Below are 18,690 nucleotides of genomic sequence, written 5' to 3'. Positions count from 1 at the left end.
TGATTACTCGGGGGCGCTATTCAGCGCCCTTTTTAGTCCATCTCAGTTTGAGATGCTCTCTCTGCATCACTAAGGACACCGCTTAGTTTGGTATCGCATAGTTTAACTTGCCTTCACGCTTTAACATCTCGTGATACTTTCCGGAATCTATCATTTTCTGGAACCCTGATTCACATTGTGCAAGGATTTCTTTGGCATTAGGAAAAGAGCGGGAAACCATCAAATGGAGTGAAGTTCCAGGGAAAGGTTCCGGTAGGACATCGAAGAGGTGCTGCGAATCAGGGAAAAGTTTCGCGATCCACTTCCATCCAGATTCAGGATCAGCAGGCAAATAGTCTATGCGACCTTTTTGAAGCAATCTAAACGCCCTCTCTTCCGTTTGAGCTAAAACGTATTTCTGCCCCTGTTCATCAAACTGTTCTTTTATGTAATAACCAAGATAAGTACCTATGCGATAGGTCATTAACTTCTCAAGGCTAATAGGTTCAGTCTGAGGTACAGAAGGCCGGTAATAAAATATTCGTGGTGGGTTCGCAGATTGAGTTAAAGCAATCGAAAAATCTGCAAATTGTTTTCTCGCTTGAGTCACTGCATAAGGGAATGCCGCAAAGGCTGAGCCATGTTTGACCATAGTCTCTGCCCTTAGCCAAGGGACATAAGTTATGTTTATTTTCGTTCCTTCACTTTCACACATCTCGATCACTAGATCGACAAAAAAACCTTTTCCCTGGTTCTTTGATGCGTCAAGTACATAAGGGGGCCAAATATCAGTAACAAATGTAACTGTTTTTGCGTAAACTTCTTGGAGAGAAGAGACCAGCAGTAACAATAAAAGTGGCAGTTTTGCTAAACGGCTAAAATCGCCCATATTAATGTCCTACTAATAAGCTCAACCTTTATACTTCTAGTACAAAAGTAGCAATACCTCAATCATGACACTGTAACATATAAATACGCGCTACTTTATTTCTCCCCCAACAGTCTGGATTCTCTCGAAGCTGCCTGGTTTTGTGACCCATGCAACAACAGCATCAATATCACGTAATTCATTAGTCAACTCAAAGCGCCATATTCCTGTATTTGAACGACTCTGCTGACGCTCTTTAGCGATGAAGTCATGCTCGAGTGATTTACCCTTATTCTCACCGGCTTTCACAAGCGTTGTTCTGTTATTCGCTAAAAAGATGATGGTCGCATCAAGGTAACCGGACTTATCGAAGCTTAGAGTAAACTGACTGCCCTTTCGGCTAAGTGTTAGCCTTTCAGCATTTCTTGGCTCTAGTGCTGGTAATTCTCGATTCAACCAGTTGAAAAAACCACGCCATTCTTTACCATCAACGATGAAGCCTGGCGTGTAAACACTGCCAACCACATCGTACGCTCGATACAACCTTTGCAATTGCGAATATTCAGGCTTAGCAAAATCATCTTGCCAACCTAAGTAATCCCAATAATCAACGTGATAAGCAACGGGAATAATGTCTTTCCACAGACGGTCGTCTTCTTCAAATTCCGACAAATATTTGTCCGCAGGTGGGCAGCTGGAGCAGCCCTCAGATGTAAATAACTCTATTACCTGCGCAGGTTGACCTTCGTGTGACCAGATTTGTCCACTAGATAGACTCGATACAAAAGATATTGCTAGTAATGGGTTCATAGACAGATCCTTTATTGTTCTACTGACTATGACCGATGTTTCGCACACTCTATTTCATGAGGGAAAACAAAAAAAAGCGCTAGCATTTCTGCTAGCGCTTAATCTCTTTTACGATTTGGTCAATTAACGAGTTAGACCAATATCCTTTTGCATGTGGCCAGACATATCGCTCGCGTAGTAAGCGCGTGGCGTATCGTCTGTGAAAAGAATATCTAATAGGTGTGCAATCAATCCTTTGAAAGTAACCGAGTAGGTTTTTTTGTCCATAGAGATTGGAGCTTCGATAGTTCCGATGTGCATTGCCTGTGCCATGATTGCCTCTCTATAAATCGTGTAATTCGTTTCGATGGGGGAATATTAAGCAATTATTTATTGTTCAAAAAATGACAAATTTTATTATTTGAGATTAGTTTTTCTAATAAAACAACCTCTTAACATGAAAATTCAAATAAAATGCAAAACAACATCTAAATAGTGCATTTGTATCCAAAAAATCTGCATTTTTTATTTTCAAAGCAATCATAAACATGCTTTAAGTCACAAATAATTTACAAGAAATACGTATAAAAAGGAGCAATTCGTCTCCGTTGAATTAGTTTATTTATCAATACTTATTTCGAGGGGGGGAGCCGTTTTTCTTTGTTTATGTACAGAAGCAACTATCGCCACCAGCATGGTGATCAATAATACAGCTAAGGATAATGGTGTCGGAATTTCCCATGGAGAACCCACCAACATCATCTTGATCCCGATGAAGATCATGATAAATGATAGAGCAGGTTTTAGGTAGATAAACTTATCCATCATCCCTTGCAGTACAAAATACAGCGAACGTAGCCCCAGCAAAGCAAACACATTGGCCGCTAGCACTAAGAAAGGATCCTGAGTAACTGCAAAAATGGCTGGTATCGAATCAAGTGCAAACATCACATCCATAAACGCAATCACGCCGATAACAATCGCCATTGGCGTCAATACACGTTTACCCTGCTCCACAACACTCAATGCATTACCACGAAAATCCGGCGTCACACTTGCCCACTTTCTAATTAGCTTCTCAGGCAGGGGATTAATGCCCTCTTCAGCTTTATCCCTAGCAAGCTGAATACCAGTCCAAATCAGAAATAACGCAAATATGTACAAGACCCAATGGTACTGTGCGAGCAATTGTGCACCAACTGCAATCATAATGGCGCGTAATACAAGCGCCCCGATCACCCCCCATAGCAGTGCTCTTGGACGTAAATGTTCCGGAACCATGTACTGATGAAAAATAATGGCAAAAACGAACAGGTTATCAACACTCAATGACTTCTCTAATAAATAACCAGTGATAAATGATATGGTGGCTTTCTCTGCGCTATATTGGCTTCCCGGGGCGTATATATCCCAGAAGAAATAAATACTAACGGCAAAGGCAAACGCAAGCAGAAACCAAAATACGCTCCATACAGCCGCTTTTTTAATACTGATATTACCGCCACGAGTCTGCCAAATATCCAACGCCACCATCGACAGTGTCAGCAAACCAAAGCCAAGATAAATTGATAGGGTCATTATACCTCCAGAGCGGAGGGATCAGAATTGTGTATGACTCTCCCACCGCAAACAAAACCAATCCAATGTATGGCTACATTGGATACTTGATTGCGTTGGTCTCGTCGAAAAGCGCACTAAATGAATAGAGCGGCATTTATACTTACCGGATAGAACAACGTCTAACGAGATGACGATAAGTAAACCAGAGGCGACTACTCCCCAAACAGTGCGGATTGTATTCTGACATTTAGGCTCCGTCTATAGCTAGAAACGAAAAAGGAGCCGATTTGACTCCTTTTTTACATTACGCAATAACTCTTGCTAAGTTATACTCCCCCAATAGGGAGAAAGTATACCAATGCAGACCAAACGCCTATCCAGCTAACCACGACAGCTACGTCGATCCAGTCTCTACTCCACATAGATTCCTCCGAGTAACATTTACTTACTCAATTAACTCAAAGGATTAATTAGCAACCTTTATGCCACCATATTTGCACTTTCTCTTGCGGTCTATTCAGTGTTTCAGGAAAGTCTGTTAACAACTCAATAAAACAGTCCGCCATCGAGCTTGTCGTCACCACACCGTCATCAAGCATATTTAACAAAGCTTCATAACCTTCTTTACCTTTCATCGTATAGGCTGAAGAGGTTCCGGTGTAGTACCGCTCTTCTTCAATTTTTTGCCAGCCTAGCTGATCACTATAGATTTCTAGACCAACGATCCGGTTTCCTTTTTCCGCTTCCGGAAGGTATTGAAAGTTCAGGTTGTAGGTATATGGATAGGATCCGTCGCCAGTACCTTCTACACCATTATTTGTGGCATTATTAATTGCCCCTTCAAGTGCTGCGGCAATGTCCTTCCCTTTAAGTCGATAGACACCAATTGGTACGGCAAACGGTAGTAACTTGCCAGCAATATCGGCGACTGACACATTGCCAACATTCAACGAATTACGAACACCACCTGCATTGTGAATAGCAAATTCTGCATTATGTCCAAGTTTGTTCATAGAATGAACAAAAGACTCAGCGACCAAAGGTGCCAGCTCGCTCGCACCTACTTCATCAGGAATTCTGATATGACGTAGTGGTTTATCTGCATGAGCAATAACATTGCGCTGTAGCGCTCTAACCCGAGTCACATACTTTTTATTCAACAACCCCTGCAATTGTTGATCTTTTTTGCACACCAATACATTGGGGTGCTCATCAATAAATCGTCGTGCAAGGTTATAAGGCAATTCTTCGGTGCTCTCATTCATACTGGCATCAAGGAATAATCGACGCCCTAGTAACAGCTCATTTTGCCCTTTAAACCTGATGATCTCGCCGTGTTCATTAAAATCAATATCACAGTGCCCCATGCTGAGGGCGTGGTAGCCAGCTTGAACAACATGAGTACCGTTAATTTTAATGCCGTATTCATCATCTTTTTGCAGGCCGAGTGAACTGAAATCACCTTGTAAGCGATGGCTATGCCCCCCCACAATAATGCTAATTCCTTCCACCTGCTCTGCCATATCTTGATCAGCTTCATAACCCATATGGCTTAAGAGGATGATCTTATTAATGCCATGATTTCGAATGTCCTCAACAGTGCGCTTTGCGGTTTCAATCGAGCTCACAAATGGGGTATCTGGATCAGGGTTAGAAATGTCTGCCATTTTTTCGAGAGCTAGGGAGAAAATAGCAATAGGCTCTCCATTTACCTCTTTCACAATCCATTGAGCTGATTGGCTTTCCGGTAAGAACGAATATACCCATGCTTTGTCTCTCAGCGTCGACTCTTTATGTGAGTGTTCATTCGACAGATCCCAATTGCCAGCAAGTAGGGGAAACTCAATTTGCTCAGCAAATTTGGCAACCGGTAAATTCCCCATATCCAGCTCATGATTACCTAACGCCATTGCATCAATATTTAGAGCATTGAGCATGGTCGCATTCGCTTCCCCTTTAAATAGCGAGAAATATAATGTCCCTTGAAAGCAGTCTCCAGCGTGTAGGAATAGCATTTCACGCTGATCTGACAAAGACTCTTCAAGTTGCTTCTTACGTGTTGCAATACGAGCAAAGCCCCCTGCGCTAACGTAAGGTGTCAGGGTTTCCCCTTCAACATTGATCGTTAACTGCAACGACGTTGGTTCAAAGTACGAGTGGGTATCATTGATGTGCGCAAGCCTTATCTTGGTTGCTTTATTGTTTTTATATTTCATATTTTCTTCTCTCATAATCCACTACATCGTATCCCATCCTCTATGACAAATTCATTAACTTTCACATTTTTCTTGTATGCCTGATTCTCTATACATAAATAAAAGTGAGTTTAATCGCCTAACTCTATTCATCTTTTACACCAAGAAAGCACAAACTTTGTGAGTTAAGCTTCTGCTTATACGAGGTTTTTCTATTATGCTTTAAGTAACAGTAGCTCAAACGGAGTCAGTACATGCTGCTAGAGCGGATTGAAATTTCTGGCTTTCGTGGGATCAAACGACTATCTATTGCGTTTGATGAACTCACGACCCTTATTGGCGAAAATACTTGGGGTAAGTCTTCATTACTTGATGCCCTGTCTGTCGCGTTGCCACCTGAAGGCGTGCCATACCAATTCGAAATGACGGATTTTCACGTCGACTATTCGATTGCTCACCCACAAACTCAACATCTACAAATTGTTATTAGCCTAATATCCAACGATAAAAATGAAATCAACTCAGGCCGTTATCGAAAAATCAAGCCCGTTTGGATTCAAGATGCACAAGGCGCGAATAAAATCATCTATCGGTTAAGCGCTAGCCGTGATGGGTATGATGTTACTACTCGCTATGCCTTTCTTGATCGTGAGGGGAACCCTCTCCCACTTCACCACTCTGAAAAGCTAGCGCAGGAGTTAATGACACTACATCCCGTCATTCGTTTAAAAGACTCCCGACGCTTTGAACGCCCAATAGGCAACTTGGGTGATACCAATGATCGAATAGAAAAACGCATTAACAACACATGCCGCCGTCTTATGGCAATACCCGGGCATGTAAATAAAGGAGAAATGAAAAGCAGCCTAAGCTCAATGAGCCTTCTCGTTGATCATTACTTTTCCTTTAAATCCAGTACACGTAAGAACCTACGTAAGCAAAGAGACGGTATTTTCTTTAGTGGTTCATCCAACAATAAAAGTATTTCACAAGTTGTTGAAGAAACAAAAAGTAAACAGACCAGACTTCTATTTATGGGCTTACTCAATGCCTACCTACAAGCCAAAGGGCCGAACAAGCTTCGGCGCTGTGCAAGGCCATTGTTAATTCTTGAAGATCCTGAAGGTCGGTTGCACCCTACCCACTTAGCCAGAGCCTGGAGTCTGTTACAACTTCTTCCCATGCAAAAAATTCTCACTACAAACAGTGGGGATCTGTTAGGGCAAGTTCCACTTTACAGTATCCGGCGTTTGGTTCGACAGTCAGACCGCACTATTACCACCTATCTACCATCTCAAGGCTTTAGCAAAGATGAGCTCAGACGCATCGGCTTCCATATTCGTTTTCATCGCTCAGGCGCATTGTTTGCGAGGTGTTGGCTTTTGGTTGAAGGGGAAACTGAAGTCTGGTTGTTCAATGAATTAGCCAACCAATGCGGTTATAATTTGGCGGCTGAAGGTGTACAAATCATAGAATTCGCTCAATCAGGGCTAAAATCCTTAGTCAAGATCGCCAAAGCTTTCGGTATTGATTGGCATGTTGTCACCGACGGCGATGCAGCTGGTAAAAAGTATGCTGCCGCAGTGCGGGCTCAATTAGGCAACGATCAAGAACGTCATCGTCTAACAGAGTTACCAGATAGAGATATTGAACACTATCTCTATAACAATGGCTTCGAACCCTTCTTTAAAGGTATGGTCCGAATTCCCCTTGATCATCCAATTCCGGCCAAGAAAGTGGTCACTAGAGTACTCAAGAAATTTGCGAAGCCTGACCTTGCTCTTGCGATTGTTTCTCACTGTGAGAGTCAAGGCATGGAATGCATCCCACTGCTGCTTAGGTGGACGTTAAAACGCGTTGTTACCATGGCAAACGGCAACACATAAAAAAGCGGCCCTGATTGCTTTCAGCAACCAAGGCCGCGTATCAAATATCAGCGATACGAATCAATCGGGGGTTCACAATCATGAGCGAGTTGGCAACTCGCTGGCAGATTGTGTTTGAGAAGACTTCTGATGCAGCCATAAGCCACTTGCTTTCATTAAGTAACCAAACACTCCACCTAAGATCAACGAAGGAATAACAAGCTGCCAGTTACCATCTGCTGCGAAAGTTGCGCAAGAACCGATAAAAGTACCTGGTATATACCCAAGCCAATTTTGCTTTGCTTGAATACACATCATGAATGCCACGATAGCAGTGATCACATAACCAAGAATTTCTAGCGAAGCATACTGGGAAGCATGGATAATCACCATTGCCCAAAATACACCTGTCATGTTGGTCACCAAGCTCTCAGCCAGGCCCTTGAGCCCACTGGTTGGAGAAGCAAAGTAACTGGTACAACCTAAGAAACCAGCCCATGACAATAGGCCAAGTGAGATAGCAATCCACCCCCAAAGCCCAGAAAGAATACCTGTAGTTAATGAAATCGCGACAAGTGTGCTCATACCGCCTCGCTAAGTGTGCTTTCCACACATCAAAAGTACAAGATGGCATGTTAAGGGTTAAACAAGCGAAACAAAACGATCTGAATCACAATAAAAAGGCAATAAAATGAAATATTAAAAATATTTTGTGACGCAAACGCTATTTCAACAGATAGTGAAAATATCAAAGGACTGACGGTTTACCTTTCATCATCCGTAAGCCTTCTCGCTTAATACACTCGACAAGTGGGTTTTCCAACATATCTGCACGCCAAATAAAAGACAATGTCCTCTCCATATTCAGTTCCGGCACATTCAACGCCACCAGTTGACCATTTTCAATAAAGCGCTCAACATCCAAATAAGGTAAGCAAGTGAGGTATTGTCCATTTTCAACCATGCTACGTAGGACAGGTACATGCTCATACTCACGCCAAACGTCTAAATCTTCAATTAAATGATGAATGGAGCTATCAAATATTTTGCGAGTACCACTACCATGCTCCCTCAATACCCACCTAGCTTGCTCTAACTGCGCCAAGCTAACCGTGTTATGTTTCGCAAATGGGTGATGAGCAGCTGCGACCACGGTCAAATGATCACGACACCATACCTCTTGGTGGAGACGGTTATCATCACAACGCCCTTCAATGATACCCAGATCGTACTTATAGTCTAAAACGCCCTGCATGACGCTATCCGTACTTTTTACTTTCAGTGAGATTCGCATCTCCGGGAATGAGTTATCAATAATACTGATAAGGTCCGGAACCAAGTGTTCCGCAGGTGTTTGACTCGCACCTAATTTGATGTGACCACTGAGCAAATGTTGCTCGTAAAAGCCCATTTCAATCTGCTGCGCATCTTGTAATAAGCGCTTCGCTTTCGGTCTGAGCCACATCCCCCAATGGGTCAGTGCCATTTGTTTACCTTGTCGTTCAAACAATGGTCGGCCAAGCATTTTTTCGAGTTGAGCGAGCGACATGCTGGTTGCAGACTGAGTTAACGCTAGCTTATCAGCCGCCATGCTGACACTCCCCATATCTGCGACTGCGTCAAATACGGCGAGTTGTTTAAGAGAGTATCTCATTAAGCTTTGATCCTTTGCTTAGAGAGTGTGAGTACACAACTGCTTATAAATAAGCAAGTTGTTTCATTCTATCCTTCTCACTTTCTATATCAACATTTTTGATGAGGTTTTTAAATATTATCAATTTTACGTGTATAGCCGAACACCATAACCTGAATTGGCAGTGAGATGCTTTTACTGCATTAACAGGAGGTAATCATGACTAATCAATTCGGGAGCCGATATGACACAAGCTCAAGCGAATAATCTCTACTTTTCTCCTAGTGAGATGATGGCTGAGGCGGAAAAGTTTGCCCTTAGTAAGGCCAAAAAAACCAGCAGTATGACGTTAGGGCTCGCTGTAATGGCAGGAGCTTTTATTGGGCTCGCTTTTCTGTTCTACATAACCGTCACTACTGGCAACACAGAATCAGGTTGGGGGATCAGCCGACTCGCTGGAGGTCTAGCGTTCAGCATGGGGCTGATTCTGATTGTTATTTGCGGCGGAGAGCTATTTACCAGCTCCGTTTTATCCAGTATTTCGTGGGCCAATAAACAAATTAGCCTTGGAAAAATGTTGTCTATATGGGGAAAAGTTTATGTGGGTAACTTTTTAGGAGCCATGTTGCTGCTAATTATTGTTACTGCTGCTGGCCTCTATCAAATGGATAATGGTCAATGGGGCCTCAATGCACTCAATATTGCACAGCATAAACTCCATCACTCTACAATAGAAGCATTCGCATTAGGGGTACTGTGTAACCTATTGGTATGTCTCGCTATTTGGCTAACATTTAGCAGTGCAAATGCCATGACAAAAGCAGCAATGACCATAATGCCTGTAGCCATGTTTGTTTCAAGTGGGTTCGAGCACTGCGTTGCCAATATGTTTATGGTGCCGCTTGGTATCGTAATCCAAAGTTTTGCACCAGAAACCTTTTGGACCCAAGTGAGTGCAAGCCCTGCTCAATACAGCGACCTTAATATTTATCAATTTATTACCGCTAACCTCATCCCTGTCACTTTAGGGAATATTCTTGGCGGAGCGGTGTTAGTGGGTCTTGCCAATTGGAGTATATATCGCAGACCTCAACTTAAAGCCGCATCTATTTCAAGTATTACAACAACCACTAACATTACGTCAGTCAAGGAAAACACCATGAACAACACACTCATCGTAAAAGACTTTATGAACCCAAATCCCATTACTCTGAGCCCTGAGATGCCTACTGCTAGCGCAATAGATACGTTACTAAAGCACCATTTGGTCAGCTCTCCTGTTGTTGACTCTCAAGGTCGATTAATTGGTTTCTACTCTGTGCATGATGTGATGGTGGATTTATGGTGTCAGGATTACATCCCAGTTGAAGGACAAAAAGTGGTGGATTTGATGTCTAGGGATATCATTGCCATCAGCTCTCAAGATACGTTAGTTGATGTCGCTGAGTTTCTCTGCATCGATAAAGAACAGCTTTATCCAACAACCAGTATGGGGATAGCAACACAGCTTAGTTCTCTGTCTCTTGAAGAACGAGCGAAGAGTATCAAGGTACATAAACCACACGTCTTGCCTGTTCTGGAAAAAGGTGAGTTTGTGGGCGTGGTAACCAGAGAAGATGTACTGCGGGCTATGCGTTCAATTTATAGTGATACCGTCACATTAGTCACAGAAGCAAATCAACGAGAGACTGCATAACCAATTTTGGTCAGGAAATAAGTCGCTTGATCAAAAAAGTCCCCAACATTAGTTGGGGACGCTTTACTTTGACTGTATTTACTTCTTGATACCTTCGACATGCAACTCCATGTCGACGTAGCTTGAAGCTCCCATCACAGGAATGTCGAAATCCTCCAGTTCGAGACGTGTAGTGCCATAAAAGCCCGCACGTTCACCACCCCACGGGTCTTTACCCGCACCAACAAATTCAGCATCGATGGTAATCTCTTTGGTGACACCATGAAGGGTAAGGTTGCCCGTCACTTCAAGTTTGCCGTTACCTTTGTCCTTTACACTCGTACTTTCAAATGTCGCGGTGGAGTACTTAGAGGCATCAATGAAGTCTGAGCTGCGAATGTGCTTGTCACGTTCTGCATGGTTCGAGTCTAAACTTGTTGTATCAACGATGACCGATACTTTTGAGGCATCAATATTTGCAGGGTCGTAAGAAAAGTCACCTTCAAATGTGTTAAAACGCCCCTTGATAAAGCTGTAGCCTAAGTGGCTAACTTTAAAGTTAACCGATGCGTGAGCACCTTTATTGTCAATTACGTAGTCCGCTGCGCTTGCACCAAATGGCAATGCCATGGTCATAGCCAATCCGGTTGCAAATAACATCTTTTTCATTTCGAAGCTCCTATCATCTTGCGTAGCGTGTTGTCTTTGTTAATCACGTGGTGTTTTATAGCAGCGAGTGCGTGAGCCGCTGCCATTAGAATGAGTGCCCAGGCTGCATAGAAATGTATTTCGCCTGAAAGATCGGCTTGATTTTCAAACAGTGCGCCTAGCCCAGGGACTGTAAACCAGTTGAAGACGTCAATACCTCTGCCATCTTCTGTTGAAATAAGGTATCCGGAAGCAAAAAGCACAAGCAGCACAAAGTACATTGCAGCATGAATCAATTTAGCGCCCAATCTTTCATAGGCTTTACCTTCCACTTCAGGAGAAGGTGTTGCGTGTTTCCAAACAAAACGAAATAGTGTTAGACCTGCAAGCAAAATACCTATCGATTTATGCCAGTGAGGTGCCGTTTTATACCATTCGCTGTAATACGTTAGATCAACCATCCATAGGCCTACAGCAAACATACCAATGATGACTATCGCTGATACCCAGTGAATACCCCGAGCGATAGGGTTATAGTTTTTAACTTGTGACTTCATTGCACTCAATCCAAATATTGAATAGTTCTCTTTTTCATTGAGACTATCGCCTCTTTTGTTTCTATAACAGAGTATTTACTATTATTTACATTCGGGAAACGGAGTGAATTTGATTAAGTCATTCAAAAAATTTGAAGGAACTTTTTACTTCATAGGTTAATCAAAAATCGCTAACCTGCTCTATCTCATAAAGTTCATCGGCAATGTCCAGCATTTTCTTCTGCATGACCGCCTGTGCATCGGCTAAACCTTTATTATAAAAAGCGGGCCCAAACGTCTCTGTTATAAAGTCGATAAAAAAGTCAGCATCAAACTGACCAATCTCTATATCTAGCTCATCTTCCAGATATCGCAATAAAGCAGATGACATTGCTTGTTTTTGTTGTGACGTGAATTCAATCTTAGACATAAACCCTTAACTCTGCTCAATATTTTTCTTGGTAAGTGTAACTAAATAAAACCATCACATGCTAATCTTGTTTGGGTAAATATCGACTCATGGAGAGAAGTCTTGTTACTTGATGTGCTAATTCAAAGTGTCAATGAATTTCAGGCAGATTGTATGAAGCTGTGTGAAAAACATTATCCGACGATCCATAATAAGGGAATGAGTGAGCACCACTTGAGCTTGGCCTTTTCTCGCCGTTTATCAAGGACATTAATTGAGTTCGGCCATCACTGTGAATATGTCGCTTTAGAATCGTATGCAAATAATGAACAACCGCATCACTATCGAGTCACTTCGGATGTGGGGACTGTTTGGATTCTCTCATCGCATTTATTCAGCGCAGGAAGCAACTGTCGGCAAAAGTTGTTTAAAGCGATTACTCAATGGCAAGAAGAATACGCCTTTGCGATTCAACCCAACGATTTATTACTTCTACTCAGCGATCACTGGATTTCTCGAAATAAACAAAGCAGGGAGTTACTCCATTGGTGGACAGGCCAACTGCCAGATGAAATCGACCAATACAAGCTACAAGGTATTAGTCTGTTTGAAAGTGACTCTCAATTAGCCAATTCGCTGGAGCAACACTTCGGCCTGAGCCCCTACTTTGTTAAATGCACTCATCCACTCAGGCGCTCGACGGATAAGCAATTAGTTCGCAAATACATTCAGCTTTACTCCGTCGTTCAACTTAGTTAGTGAGACACTCACTTTATCCTTGTCATCGCACTTTCACGTTATTCAGCCATACTCACAAAGTTAACCCTTTGATGAGTTCAGCGTGAAAAAACTAAAACGTTACCAATATGAGCGTTATGCTGTCCTATGTAACTTAGCGTATTCCAGAGTCCTCAAACAAACTCGATATGGATTCGCGCCTAATGGCCAAAGAGTGATAGCGAATCGGTTTGGAAAGCCCATGATTCGTGTGCTCTGGGCCAATGACAATGAAGAAGTGATTGTCGTTATCAAGGGATCCCATAACCCTTGGGACTGGCTACTCAATCTGGCTCTGTGGAAACGACATTGTAAAGCGCTTGGCCTTAACTACGCTATTCACGCGGGCTACTACTACCTGATTTTTCAAGAAAGCCTCCCTTTGCATAAAAATGACAGACTCGGCGCCTCTGTCTATGAGCAGCTAACTTCAATCATCGTCCCCTTAATAGAACAAGGAAAAAAGATCACTTTCACAGGACACTCTTCAGGAGGTGCTATTGGCTGTGTACTCGCGGATGCACTCGAAAAGCAATTTCCTAAATCAATCAAACGTGTTGTCACATTTGGGCAACCTTCAATCGGAGGGTATGGGTTTAAGAATCGTTATACACTCGGACATAAAACCTATCGTATTTGCTGCGATCTCGACATAGTGACTTTCCTCCCCCCTTTACCACTTTTTTACTGGCATGTGGGTAAAATGCTGTGGTTGTATAATGGGAGAATATACGAAAATACCCCAACTTTAATGCGCTTAGGTCGCTCCATAGGATCTTGGCTAATTCGGCCTTTTTCCTATCATCTAATGACCAAATATATTCGTAACAAAGACTTCTTTGATGAACGTTAGACCGAGTAGATCTTGAAATCACACCGATAAACTTTCAAGACAGAACTTAAGTTTCTAAATAACTGCCAAACATCATGGTAAACATGTTTAAAGTCACCGCTTATAAAGGCTCAAGCCTGAGGTGTTCTTTAAACCGATGTGCCGACTAAGTCAAACGCCATATGTAACATTTTTATCATTTACAAACATCTCCATCTGTCTTCCAAACTATTAATAACATCTACAACACTCTGACATTACAACATCATTTGCCACTTTTAATAAGTTAATCAATTTATTGTTCTAGATCATCAGATGCTTAACTAGCACTCGTGCTACAACCTCATTTTATGTACATTCTTTGTCATAGTTTGAAACAGTTTTTATATAATTTTCATATCTTAAGGTGATATCTATGCTGGAACTCTTAATAGGGTTAGTCGTCACTGTTGCTGTCGGCTACTTCATTGTTAAAGGATATAAGCCTGCAGGCGTTCTTTTAACTGCAGGTATTTTGTTACTCATTCTAACTGGCCTCATTGGCCACACGGTACTACCATCAAAAATTGCCTCTACGGGTAATATGTTTACCGACTCTCTTGAGTACGTAAAATACATGCTCCAATACCGTGGTGGTGGCTTAGGCATGCAAATCATGCTGCTTTGTGGCTTTGCTTCCTACATGACCCATATCGGTGCAAACAATGTCGTCGTTAAGCAGTTTTCCAAACCCCTTTCCGTTATAAAGTCACCTTATGTTTTACTCGTGGCTGCCTACATCGTGGCATGTTTGATGTCACTTGCCGTTAGCTCTGCAACTGGTTTAGGCGTACTACTAATGGCAACGCTTTTCCCTATGATGACTGCAATGGGGATCTCCAGACCCGCAGCGGTAGCCGTGTGTGCCTCACCAGCAGCAATCATTCTCTCTCCAACATCAGGTGACGTTGTTATCGCGGCTGAAAAATCTGGGCTAGATTTGGATGTTTTCGCCGTCCAAACAGTTTTACCTGTCTCTATTTGCGCCATTATTGTTATGGCTGCGGCTGCGTTTTTCTGGAACAAGTATTTAGATAAGAAAGATAACTCACCAATGGAACGCGTCGACGTATCTGAAATAGAGGTGAAAGCTCCAGCATATTATGCAGTGCTTCCGTTTCTACCTATCATTGGTGTGTTTCTTTTCAATGGACGAACGCTTCCGGGTTTAAAACTGGATATCTACACCATTGTGGTTCTATCAATTTTCATTGGTGCTCTTATCGACTTTGTGACTAAAAGGTTCAAAGGTAAAGAAACACTGGAAGACTTAGAATCCTGTTATGAGGGCATGGCCGATGCGTTTAAAGGCGTAGTAATGCTATTGGTCGCGGCCGGTGTTTTTGCTCAAGGTCTGATGTCAATTGGCGCGATTGATAATCTACTGCATCTTGCAGAAACAGCAGGTGCAGGTGGTATCGCATTGATGTTGATTCTTACTGGTCTTACGGTTGCAGCTGCAATTGCAACGGGTTCAGGAAATGCTCCTTTCTATGCTTTTGTTGAATTAGCGCCTGCATTAGCGGCAAAAATGGGATTAAACCCAGCATTCTTAATTATCCCGATGTTACAAGCATCTAACTTAGGTCGCACGGTTTCACCTGTATCCGGTGTAGTTGTCGCAACGTCTGGTATGGGTAAAATAAGCCCGTTTGAAGTAGTGAAGCGTACATCCGTACCCGTTCTGTGTGGACTTATTACGGTGATCCTCGGTACCCTTGTATTGGTTCCGATGAACGCATAATATATACCCAAAAGTAAGGGCGCTCGATAAGCGCCCTTTTTATTTGAATTCGAACTAGCTATTTAATCTCGCCATAACGTTCTAGATACAATACTGTAGCCGCTGTACGGGACGGTACTTTTAACTTTTTGAGTAAACTCTTCATATGTACCTTTACAGTCGACTCAGAGATAAATAGGTTGTCAGCGATTTGTTTATTCCTATATCCCTTGGCTACTTCTCTTAAGATTTGCATTTCTCGGTCGGTCAATTCATCAAAAACATTCGTCATGTTTTCTCTATCAACAAGGTACTTCGCTACTTCTTTACTGTATGCCTTGTTACCCTGTAATGAATATTTAAGTAACTCCACCAATTCATCCGGCTCTGTATCTTTCAATAAATAGCCATCAGCCCCTGCCTTTACAATCGCTTCAATATCTGCAGGACTATCCGAAACCGTAAGAATCACGACTGTGGCATCACAGTCATCCGCACGCAGAGCATTAAGAGTATCAAGTCCAGACATACCTTTCATGTTGAGATCCAATAGGATCAGGTCCGGCTTGTGCTCATGGTTTTGCGCAACTGCGTCAGTACCGTTACTTGCTTCAGCAACAACAGTGAACTCATCTTCAAAGCTTAATAGCTGATGAATACCTCGTCTCATTAGTGGGTGGTCATCCACCAGCAATACTCTACACTCTGTCAATGTTTTGTTCCTTAGTCTTTGGATATTCTAATAAAATTTCACAGCCAGCGTTATTTTCTGTAATAATTTCAAGCTGGCCATTCAAGCGTGAAGCACGCTCTTGCATAATGCTCAAACCATAATGGTTGACCTTCTCTACCGATTTATCAAACCCAACGCCATCATCTTTGATCGACACAATCACCGTAGTCGCACTTTCACAGCATCGGATTACAATTTCGGAAGCTTTAGCATGTTTAATAGCATTAATTGTTGCTTCACGTATCAACTGCAATAAATGCACTTGTTGGTTGGCATCCATCTCAATCGAAGACAGCTCGTTACTCAACACAATAGCCGATTCTGTCTGTTCGCCAAGTTGCTCGGTCATTTCTTGCAAAGCCACACCAAAACTACCCTCTTTAATCGTCAGCCTGAAAGTTGTTAATAGTTCTCTCAACTGAGTATAAGCCGAAGAAAGCCCTGTATCGAGTTCCCGTAAAATTGGCTGTGTTTTTTCCAGCTGTGGTGATTCTGGCAATTTACTCATACTTCGCTTGAGCAATGAGACCTGAATCTTCAGATACGAAAGCGCTTGAGCCAGTGAATCATGAAGCTCACGTGCGATTGTTGCCCGTTCTTCCATTAATAGAAGTTGCTCGGCCTGACGCTGAGCTTGGTTATAGTAAATCGCTCGGGAAATGATCTGGACAAAGTTATCAATCAAAGCTGGGTCTGGGCAAGGTAGTGCCACTTTCCAATACAGGGTCCCTAGTTCTTGCCCATCAAGAGACAGCGTCTTTTGCTGGCATTCCGAGTCACACCCAGAGCACTCTTCACCTTCATTCAAAATCAACGCTTTCTCACCCGCTTCTCGGATTTCTAAGCGCACAGCTCGAATACCTTCAAGGCTTGTTAGGTGCTTCAATATAGCTTCAAAGTTCTCTTGAGTAATTCGTGAAGCTGTCAGCTCCTGTGATGAGCTATAAAGTACTTCAAGTGAGTCATTAGCATGTTGAAGCTTTTGAGTCTTTTCATTAACAGCATGCTCCAAACCCCGATATAACTTACCTAGATCGGCCGCCATGTTATTAAAGGTTCGGGTGAGGATACCCATTTCATTATCACTCGAAACATTCAGAGAGACATCAAATGAACGGGACTGAATTTGTTCACTAGCAGTCACTAAAGCGTTAAGTGGCTTCACGATCTGCTTACGAATGTAATGGACAACAAAAATACTGACGATCAGGATCCCGCCTAAGCCCATTCCCCCAGCCCAAGCCAGTTTAATCAACTTTTGCTCAGAGAAGTTCTGCAACTTAAAAACAAACTCATCAATTTGATTTACGAATCCAGCAACCAAAATGAGATAACGTTCTCTATCGTGGCTACTCAGTACTTCTTTTAACTCATGCCAGCGTATGATTAACCTGTAGTAATCGTGAGTAATATCTTCCGGCACTGTCCAGCTTTGGAGTGCTTTCATAGAGGGGGAATAAATCGAGCGCTCAAACATGTCAATGTGCGCGGCATAATCCACTGACATGATCTGAATGTCGTGTGCCAGACGATAACTCTGCATGCGCATCGAACCCGCAACATTCACGGCCTCTGCATCATTTAGGCTCGATGCTAGAGTGATGATAGCGAAGCTTGTTGTTGCTATCGACAACGACAGAATGAGCACCATCGCTTTTGCAATCGTACTCGTTACTGATTTCTTCACACTTTTAAACACTCACTCTCCTACACTCAAAGTCAACAGTGCGACATCACTATTTATAGATTTGTATGTTGACGCAGACAATATCTGATCAAATGTGGTGGAATTTATTGATCTAAAACAAGAACCCCCTCCATTTACCACCTAAGGGTTATTTATACAAATATGTCAAAAACTACAATCTGTGTGAGGATAAATGACAATTTATTAAAAGAAATGTGAACTATGATTAGTTTAGATTTCATCAACTTTAGGTAGCGCAGTGGTCGACCTTTCAAAACGACGTTTCTTCTCAAGGAAGAAGCTAGAAAATAATGAGTTGCACCTACCATGGTTATCACAGCCAGGCTTTTTCACCGACCAGTGCACACGATGTGGCAAATGCAGTGACGCTTGTGAAACCCAAATTATTGTCAAAGGGGATGGCGGTTTTCCTCAAGTTGATTTTTCCGTGGATGAATGCACCTTCTGTTATCAATGTGCAGAAGTCTGCCCTGAACCTTTATTCAGCTCAAAAAATGAGCAACCATGGAACGTAAAAGCTACTATTAATGAAAGCTGTTTAGCGAAACAAAATGTTGATTGCCGTAGCTGCAGCGATATGTGTGAACCTATGGCAATCACATTCAAATTAGAAGTTGGCAAAGTAGCACAACCCAATATAAATCTCGATGAATGTAACGGCTGTGGCGCCTGTGTTTCTGTGTGTCCTACTTCATCCATCAATGTGAGCAATTTGTAATAA

At 42.4% G+C, this 18,690-nt stretch carries 18 protein-coding genes; 6 read left to right on the top strand and 12 right to left on the bottom strand.

Annotated elements, in window-relative coordinates; all coding sequences use genetic code 11:
• Nucleotides 1-82: 82 nt before the first annotated feature.
• The 5 genes from L1D15_RS02915 to L1D15_RS02895 all read right to left on the bottom strand — a co-directional run bounded on the left by L1D15_RS02915 (nt 83) and on the right by L1D15_RS02895 (nt 5,412).
• Nucleotides 83-868, bottom strand: a complete 786-nt coding sequence (locus tag L1D15_RS02915) for a transporter substrate-binding domain-containing protein (RefSeq protein WP_239874611.1) — start codon at nt 866-868, stop codon at nt 83-85.
• A 90-nt stretch (nt 869-958) separates the two neighbouring features.
• Complete coding sequence (locus tag L1D15_RS02910) at nt 959-1,657, bottom strand: DUF1223 domain-containing protein (RefSeq protein ID WP_239864013.1); 699 nt, start codon at nt 1,655-1,657, stop codon at nt 959-961.
• A gap of 123 nt (nt 1,658-1,780) precedes the next feature.
• Entirely contained in the window at nt 1,781-1,969 is a 189-nt protein-coding gene (locus tag L1D15_RS02905; protein WP_239836284.1) for a hypothetical protein, read from the bottom strand.
• A 285-nt stretch (nt 1,970-2,254) separates the two neighbouring features.
• Entirely contained in the window at nt 2,255-3,214 is a 960-nt protein-coding gene (locus L1D15_RS02900; protein ID WP_239874610.1) for a TerC/Alx family metal homeostasis membrane protein, read from the bottom strand.
• Between the two features lie 452 nt (nt 3,215-3,666).
• Nucleotides 3,667-5,412 carry a bifunctional UDP-sugar hydrolase/5'-nucleotidase gene (locus L1D15_RS02895; RefSeq protein ID WP_239874609.1) on the bottom strand — a complete coding sequence of 582 codons (1,746 nt, stop codon included), beginning with the start codon at nt 5,410-5,412 and terminating at the stop codon, nt 3,667-3,669.
• A 233-nt stretch (nt 5,413-5,645) separates the two neighbouring features.
• On the opposite strand from L1D15_RS02895, the gene L1D15_RS02890 reads away from it, so the two are divergent.
• Nucleotides 5,646-7,277: an ATP-dependent endonuclease gene (locus tag L1D15_RS02890; RefSeq protein ID WP_239836281.1), complete on the top strand. Its 1,632-nt coding sequence runs from the start codon at nt 5,646-5,648 to the stop codon at nt 7,275-7,277.
• Between the two features lie 78 nt (nt 7,278-7,355).
• Here the strand turns inward: L1D15_RS02890 and L1D15_RS02885 are convergent, their stop codons facing one another.
• Together L1D15_RS02885 and L1D15_RS02880 are read right to left on the bottom strand one after the other, a co-directional pair.
• Nucleotides 7,356-7,841 carry a DUF1097 domain-containing protein gene (locus tag L1D15_RS02885; RefSeq protein WP_239864010.1) on the bottom strand — a complete coding sequence of 162 codons (486 nt, stop codon included), beginning with the start codon at nt 7,839-7,841 and terminating at the stop codon, nt 7,356-7,358.
• Nucleotides 7,842-8,004: 163 nt separating this feature from the next.
• On the bottom strand, nt 8,005-8,910 hold the full coding sequence (locus L1D15_RS02880) for a LysR substrate-binding domain-containing protein (protein WP_239836279.1): 906 nt from the start codon (nt 8,908-8,910) through the stop codon (nt 8,005-8,007).
• Nucleotides 8,911-9,133: 223 nt separating this feature from the next.
• Here L1D15_RS02880 and focA point away from each other — a divergent pair, with 223 nt between their 5' ends.
• A complete protein-coding gene (gene focA / locus L1D15_RS02875; protein WP_239864008.1) occupies nt 9,134-10,585 on the top strand; it encodes a formate transporter FocA in 1,452 nt (483 codons plus the stop codon).
• A gap of 78 nt (nt 10,586-10,663) precedes the next feature.
• On the opposite strand, the gene L1D15_RS02870 is transcribed toward focA, so the two are convergent.
• The 3 genes from L1D15_RS02870 to L1D15_RS02860 form a co-directional block, all read right to left on the bottom strand.
• Nucleotides 10,664-11,233, bottom strand: a complete 570-nt coding sequence (locus tag L1D15_RS02870; RefSeq protein ID WP_239874608.1) for a YceI family protein — start codon at nt 11,231-11,233, stop codon at nt 10,664-10,666.
• On the bottom strand, nt 11,230-11,769 hold the full coding sequence (locus L1D15_RS02865; protein WP_239874607.1) for a cytochrome b: 540 nt from the start codon (nt 11,767-11,769) through the stop codon (nt 11,230-11,232). The genes L1D15_RS02870 and L1D15_RS02865 overlap by 4 nt, the downstream gene beginning before the upstream one ends.
• A gap of 160 nt (nt 11,770-11,929) precedes the next feature.
• Entirely contained in the window at nt 11,930-12,178 is a 249-nt protein-coding gene (locus tag L1D15_RS02860; protein ID WP_239836275.1) for a DUF2164 domain-containing protein, read from the bottom strand.
• 102 nt (nt 12,179-12,280) lie between these two features.
• Here L1D15_RS02860 and L1D15_RS02855 point away from each other — a divergent pair, with 102 nt between their 5' ends.
• The 3 genes from L1D15_RS02855 to dcuC all read left to right on the top strand — a co-directional run bounded on the left by L1D15_RS02855 (nt 12,281) and on the right by dcuC (nt 15,549).
• On the top strand, nt 12,281-12,916 hold the full coding sequence (locus L1D15_RS02855) for a hypothetical protein (RefSeq protein ID WP_239836274.1): 636 nt from the start codon (nt 12,281-12,283) through the stop codon (nt 12,914-12,916).
• 82 nt (nt 12,917-12,998) lie between these two features.
• Nucleotides 12,999-13,787 carry a lipase gene (locus L1D15_RS02850; RefSeq protein ID WP_239836273.1) on the top strand — a complete coding sequence of 263 codons (789 nt, stop codon included), beginning with the start codon at nt 12,999-13,001 and terminating at the stop codon, nt 13,785-13,787.
• Between the two features lie 394 nt (nt 13,788-14,181).
• A complete protein-coding gene (gene dcuC / locus L1D15_RS02845; protein ID WP_239836272.1) occupies nt 14,182-15,549 on the top strand; it encodes an anaerobic C4-dicarboxylate transporter DcuC in 1,368 nt (455 codons plus the stop codon).
• A gap of 58 nt (nt 15,550-15,607) precedes the next feature.
• Here dcuC and L1D15_RS02840 read toward each other — a convergent pair whose 3' ends face one another.
• Together L1D15_RS02840 and narQ are read right to left on the bottom strand one after the other, a co-directional pair.
• Complete coding sequence (locus tag L1D15_RS02840; RefSeq protein ID WP_239836271.1) at nt 15,608-16,240, bottom strand: response regulator; 633 nt, start codon at nt 16,238-16,240, stop codon at nt 15,608-15,610.
• Nucleotides 16,227-17,960 (bottom strand): nitrate/nitrite two-component system sensor histidine kinase NarQ, encoded by a 1,734-nt coding sequence (narQ, locus tag L1D15_RS02835; RefSeq protein ID WP_239874606.1) that lies wholly within the window; start codon nt 17,958-17,960, stop codon nt 16,227-16,229. The genes L1D15_RS02840 and narQ overlap by 14 nt, the downstream gene beginning before the upstream one ends.
• Nucleotides 17,961-18,207: 247 nt before the next feature.
• Here narQ and napF point away from each other — a divergent pair, with 247 nt between their 5' ends.
• Nucleotides 18,208-18,687, top strand: coding sequence for a ferredoxin-type protein NapF (gene napF, locus L1D15_RS02830; protein ID WP_239864003.1), 480 nt, complete (start codon nt 18,208-18,210; stop codon nt 18,685-18,687).
• Nucleotides 18,688-18,690 lie beyond the last annotated feature (3 nt).

Source organism: Vibrio sp. Isolate25, assembly GCF_022398025.1.
In the GTDB taxonomy this organism is placed as follows: domain Bacteria; phylum Pseudomonadota; class Gammaproteobacteria; order Enterobacterales; family Vibrionaceae; genus Vibrio; species Vibrio coralliilyticus_A.
Note: the sequence above shows the minus strand (reverse complement) of the source record. Positions and strands in the feature narration are given on the sequence as shown.

Coding starts and splice junctions, on each gene's coding strand:
- L1D15_RS02880 (WP_239836279.1), bottom strand. CDS start 8,910: ATGAGATACTCTCTTAAACAACTCGCCGTATTTGACGCAGTCGCAGAT.
- L1D15_RS02900 (WP_239874610.1), bottom strand. CDS start 3,214: ATGACCCTATCAATTTATCTTGGCTTTGGTTTGCTGACACTGTCGATG.
- L1D15_RS02885 (WP_239864010.1), bottom strand. CDS start 7,841: ATGAGCACACTTGTCGCGATTTCATTAACTACAGGTATTCTTTCTGGG.
- L1D15_RS02870 (WP_239874608.1), bottom strand. CDS start 11,233: ATGAAAAAGATGTTATTTGCAACCGGATTGGCTATGACCATGGCATTG.
- L1D15_RS02895 (WP_239874609.1), bottom strand. CDS start 5,412: ATGAAATATAAAAACAATAAAGCAACCAAGATAAGGCTTGCGCACATC.
- L1D15_RS02890 (WP_239836281.1), top strand. CDS start 5,646: ATGCTGCTAGAGCGGATTGAAATTTCTGGCTTTCGTGGGATCAAACGA.
- focA (WP_239864008.1), top strand. CDS start 9,134: ATGACACAAGCTCAAGCGAATAATCTCTACTTTTCTCCTAGTGAGATG.
- L1D15_RS02915 (WP_239874611.1), bottom strand. CDS start 868: ATGGGCGATTTTAGCCGTTTAGCAAAACTGCCACTTTTATTGTTACTG.
- L1D15_RS02910 (WP_239864013.1), bottom strand. CDS start 1,657: ATGAACCCATTACTAGCAATATCTTTTGTATCGAGTCTATCTAGTGGA.
- L1D15_RS02905 (WP_239836284.1), bottom strand. CDS start 1,969: ATGGCACAGGCAATGCACATCGGAACTATCGAAGCTCCAATCTCTATG.
- L1D15_RS02860 (WP_239836275.1), bottom strand. CDS start 12,178: ATGTCTAAGATTGAATTCACGTCACAACAAAAACAAGCAATGTCATCT.
- L1D15_RS02865 (WP_239874607.1), bottom strand. CDS start 11,769: ATGAAGTCACAAGTTAAAAACTATAACCCTATCGCTCGGGGTATTCAC.
- dcuC (WP_239836272.1), top strand. CDS start 14,182: ATGCTGGAACTCTTAATAGGGTTAGTCGTCACTGTTGCTGTCGGCTAC.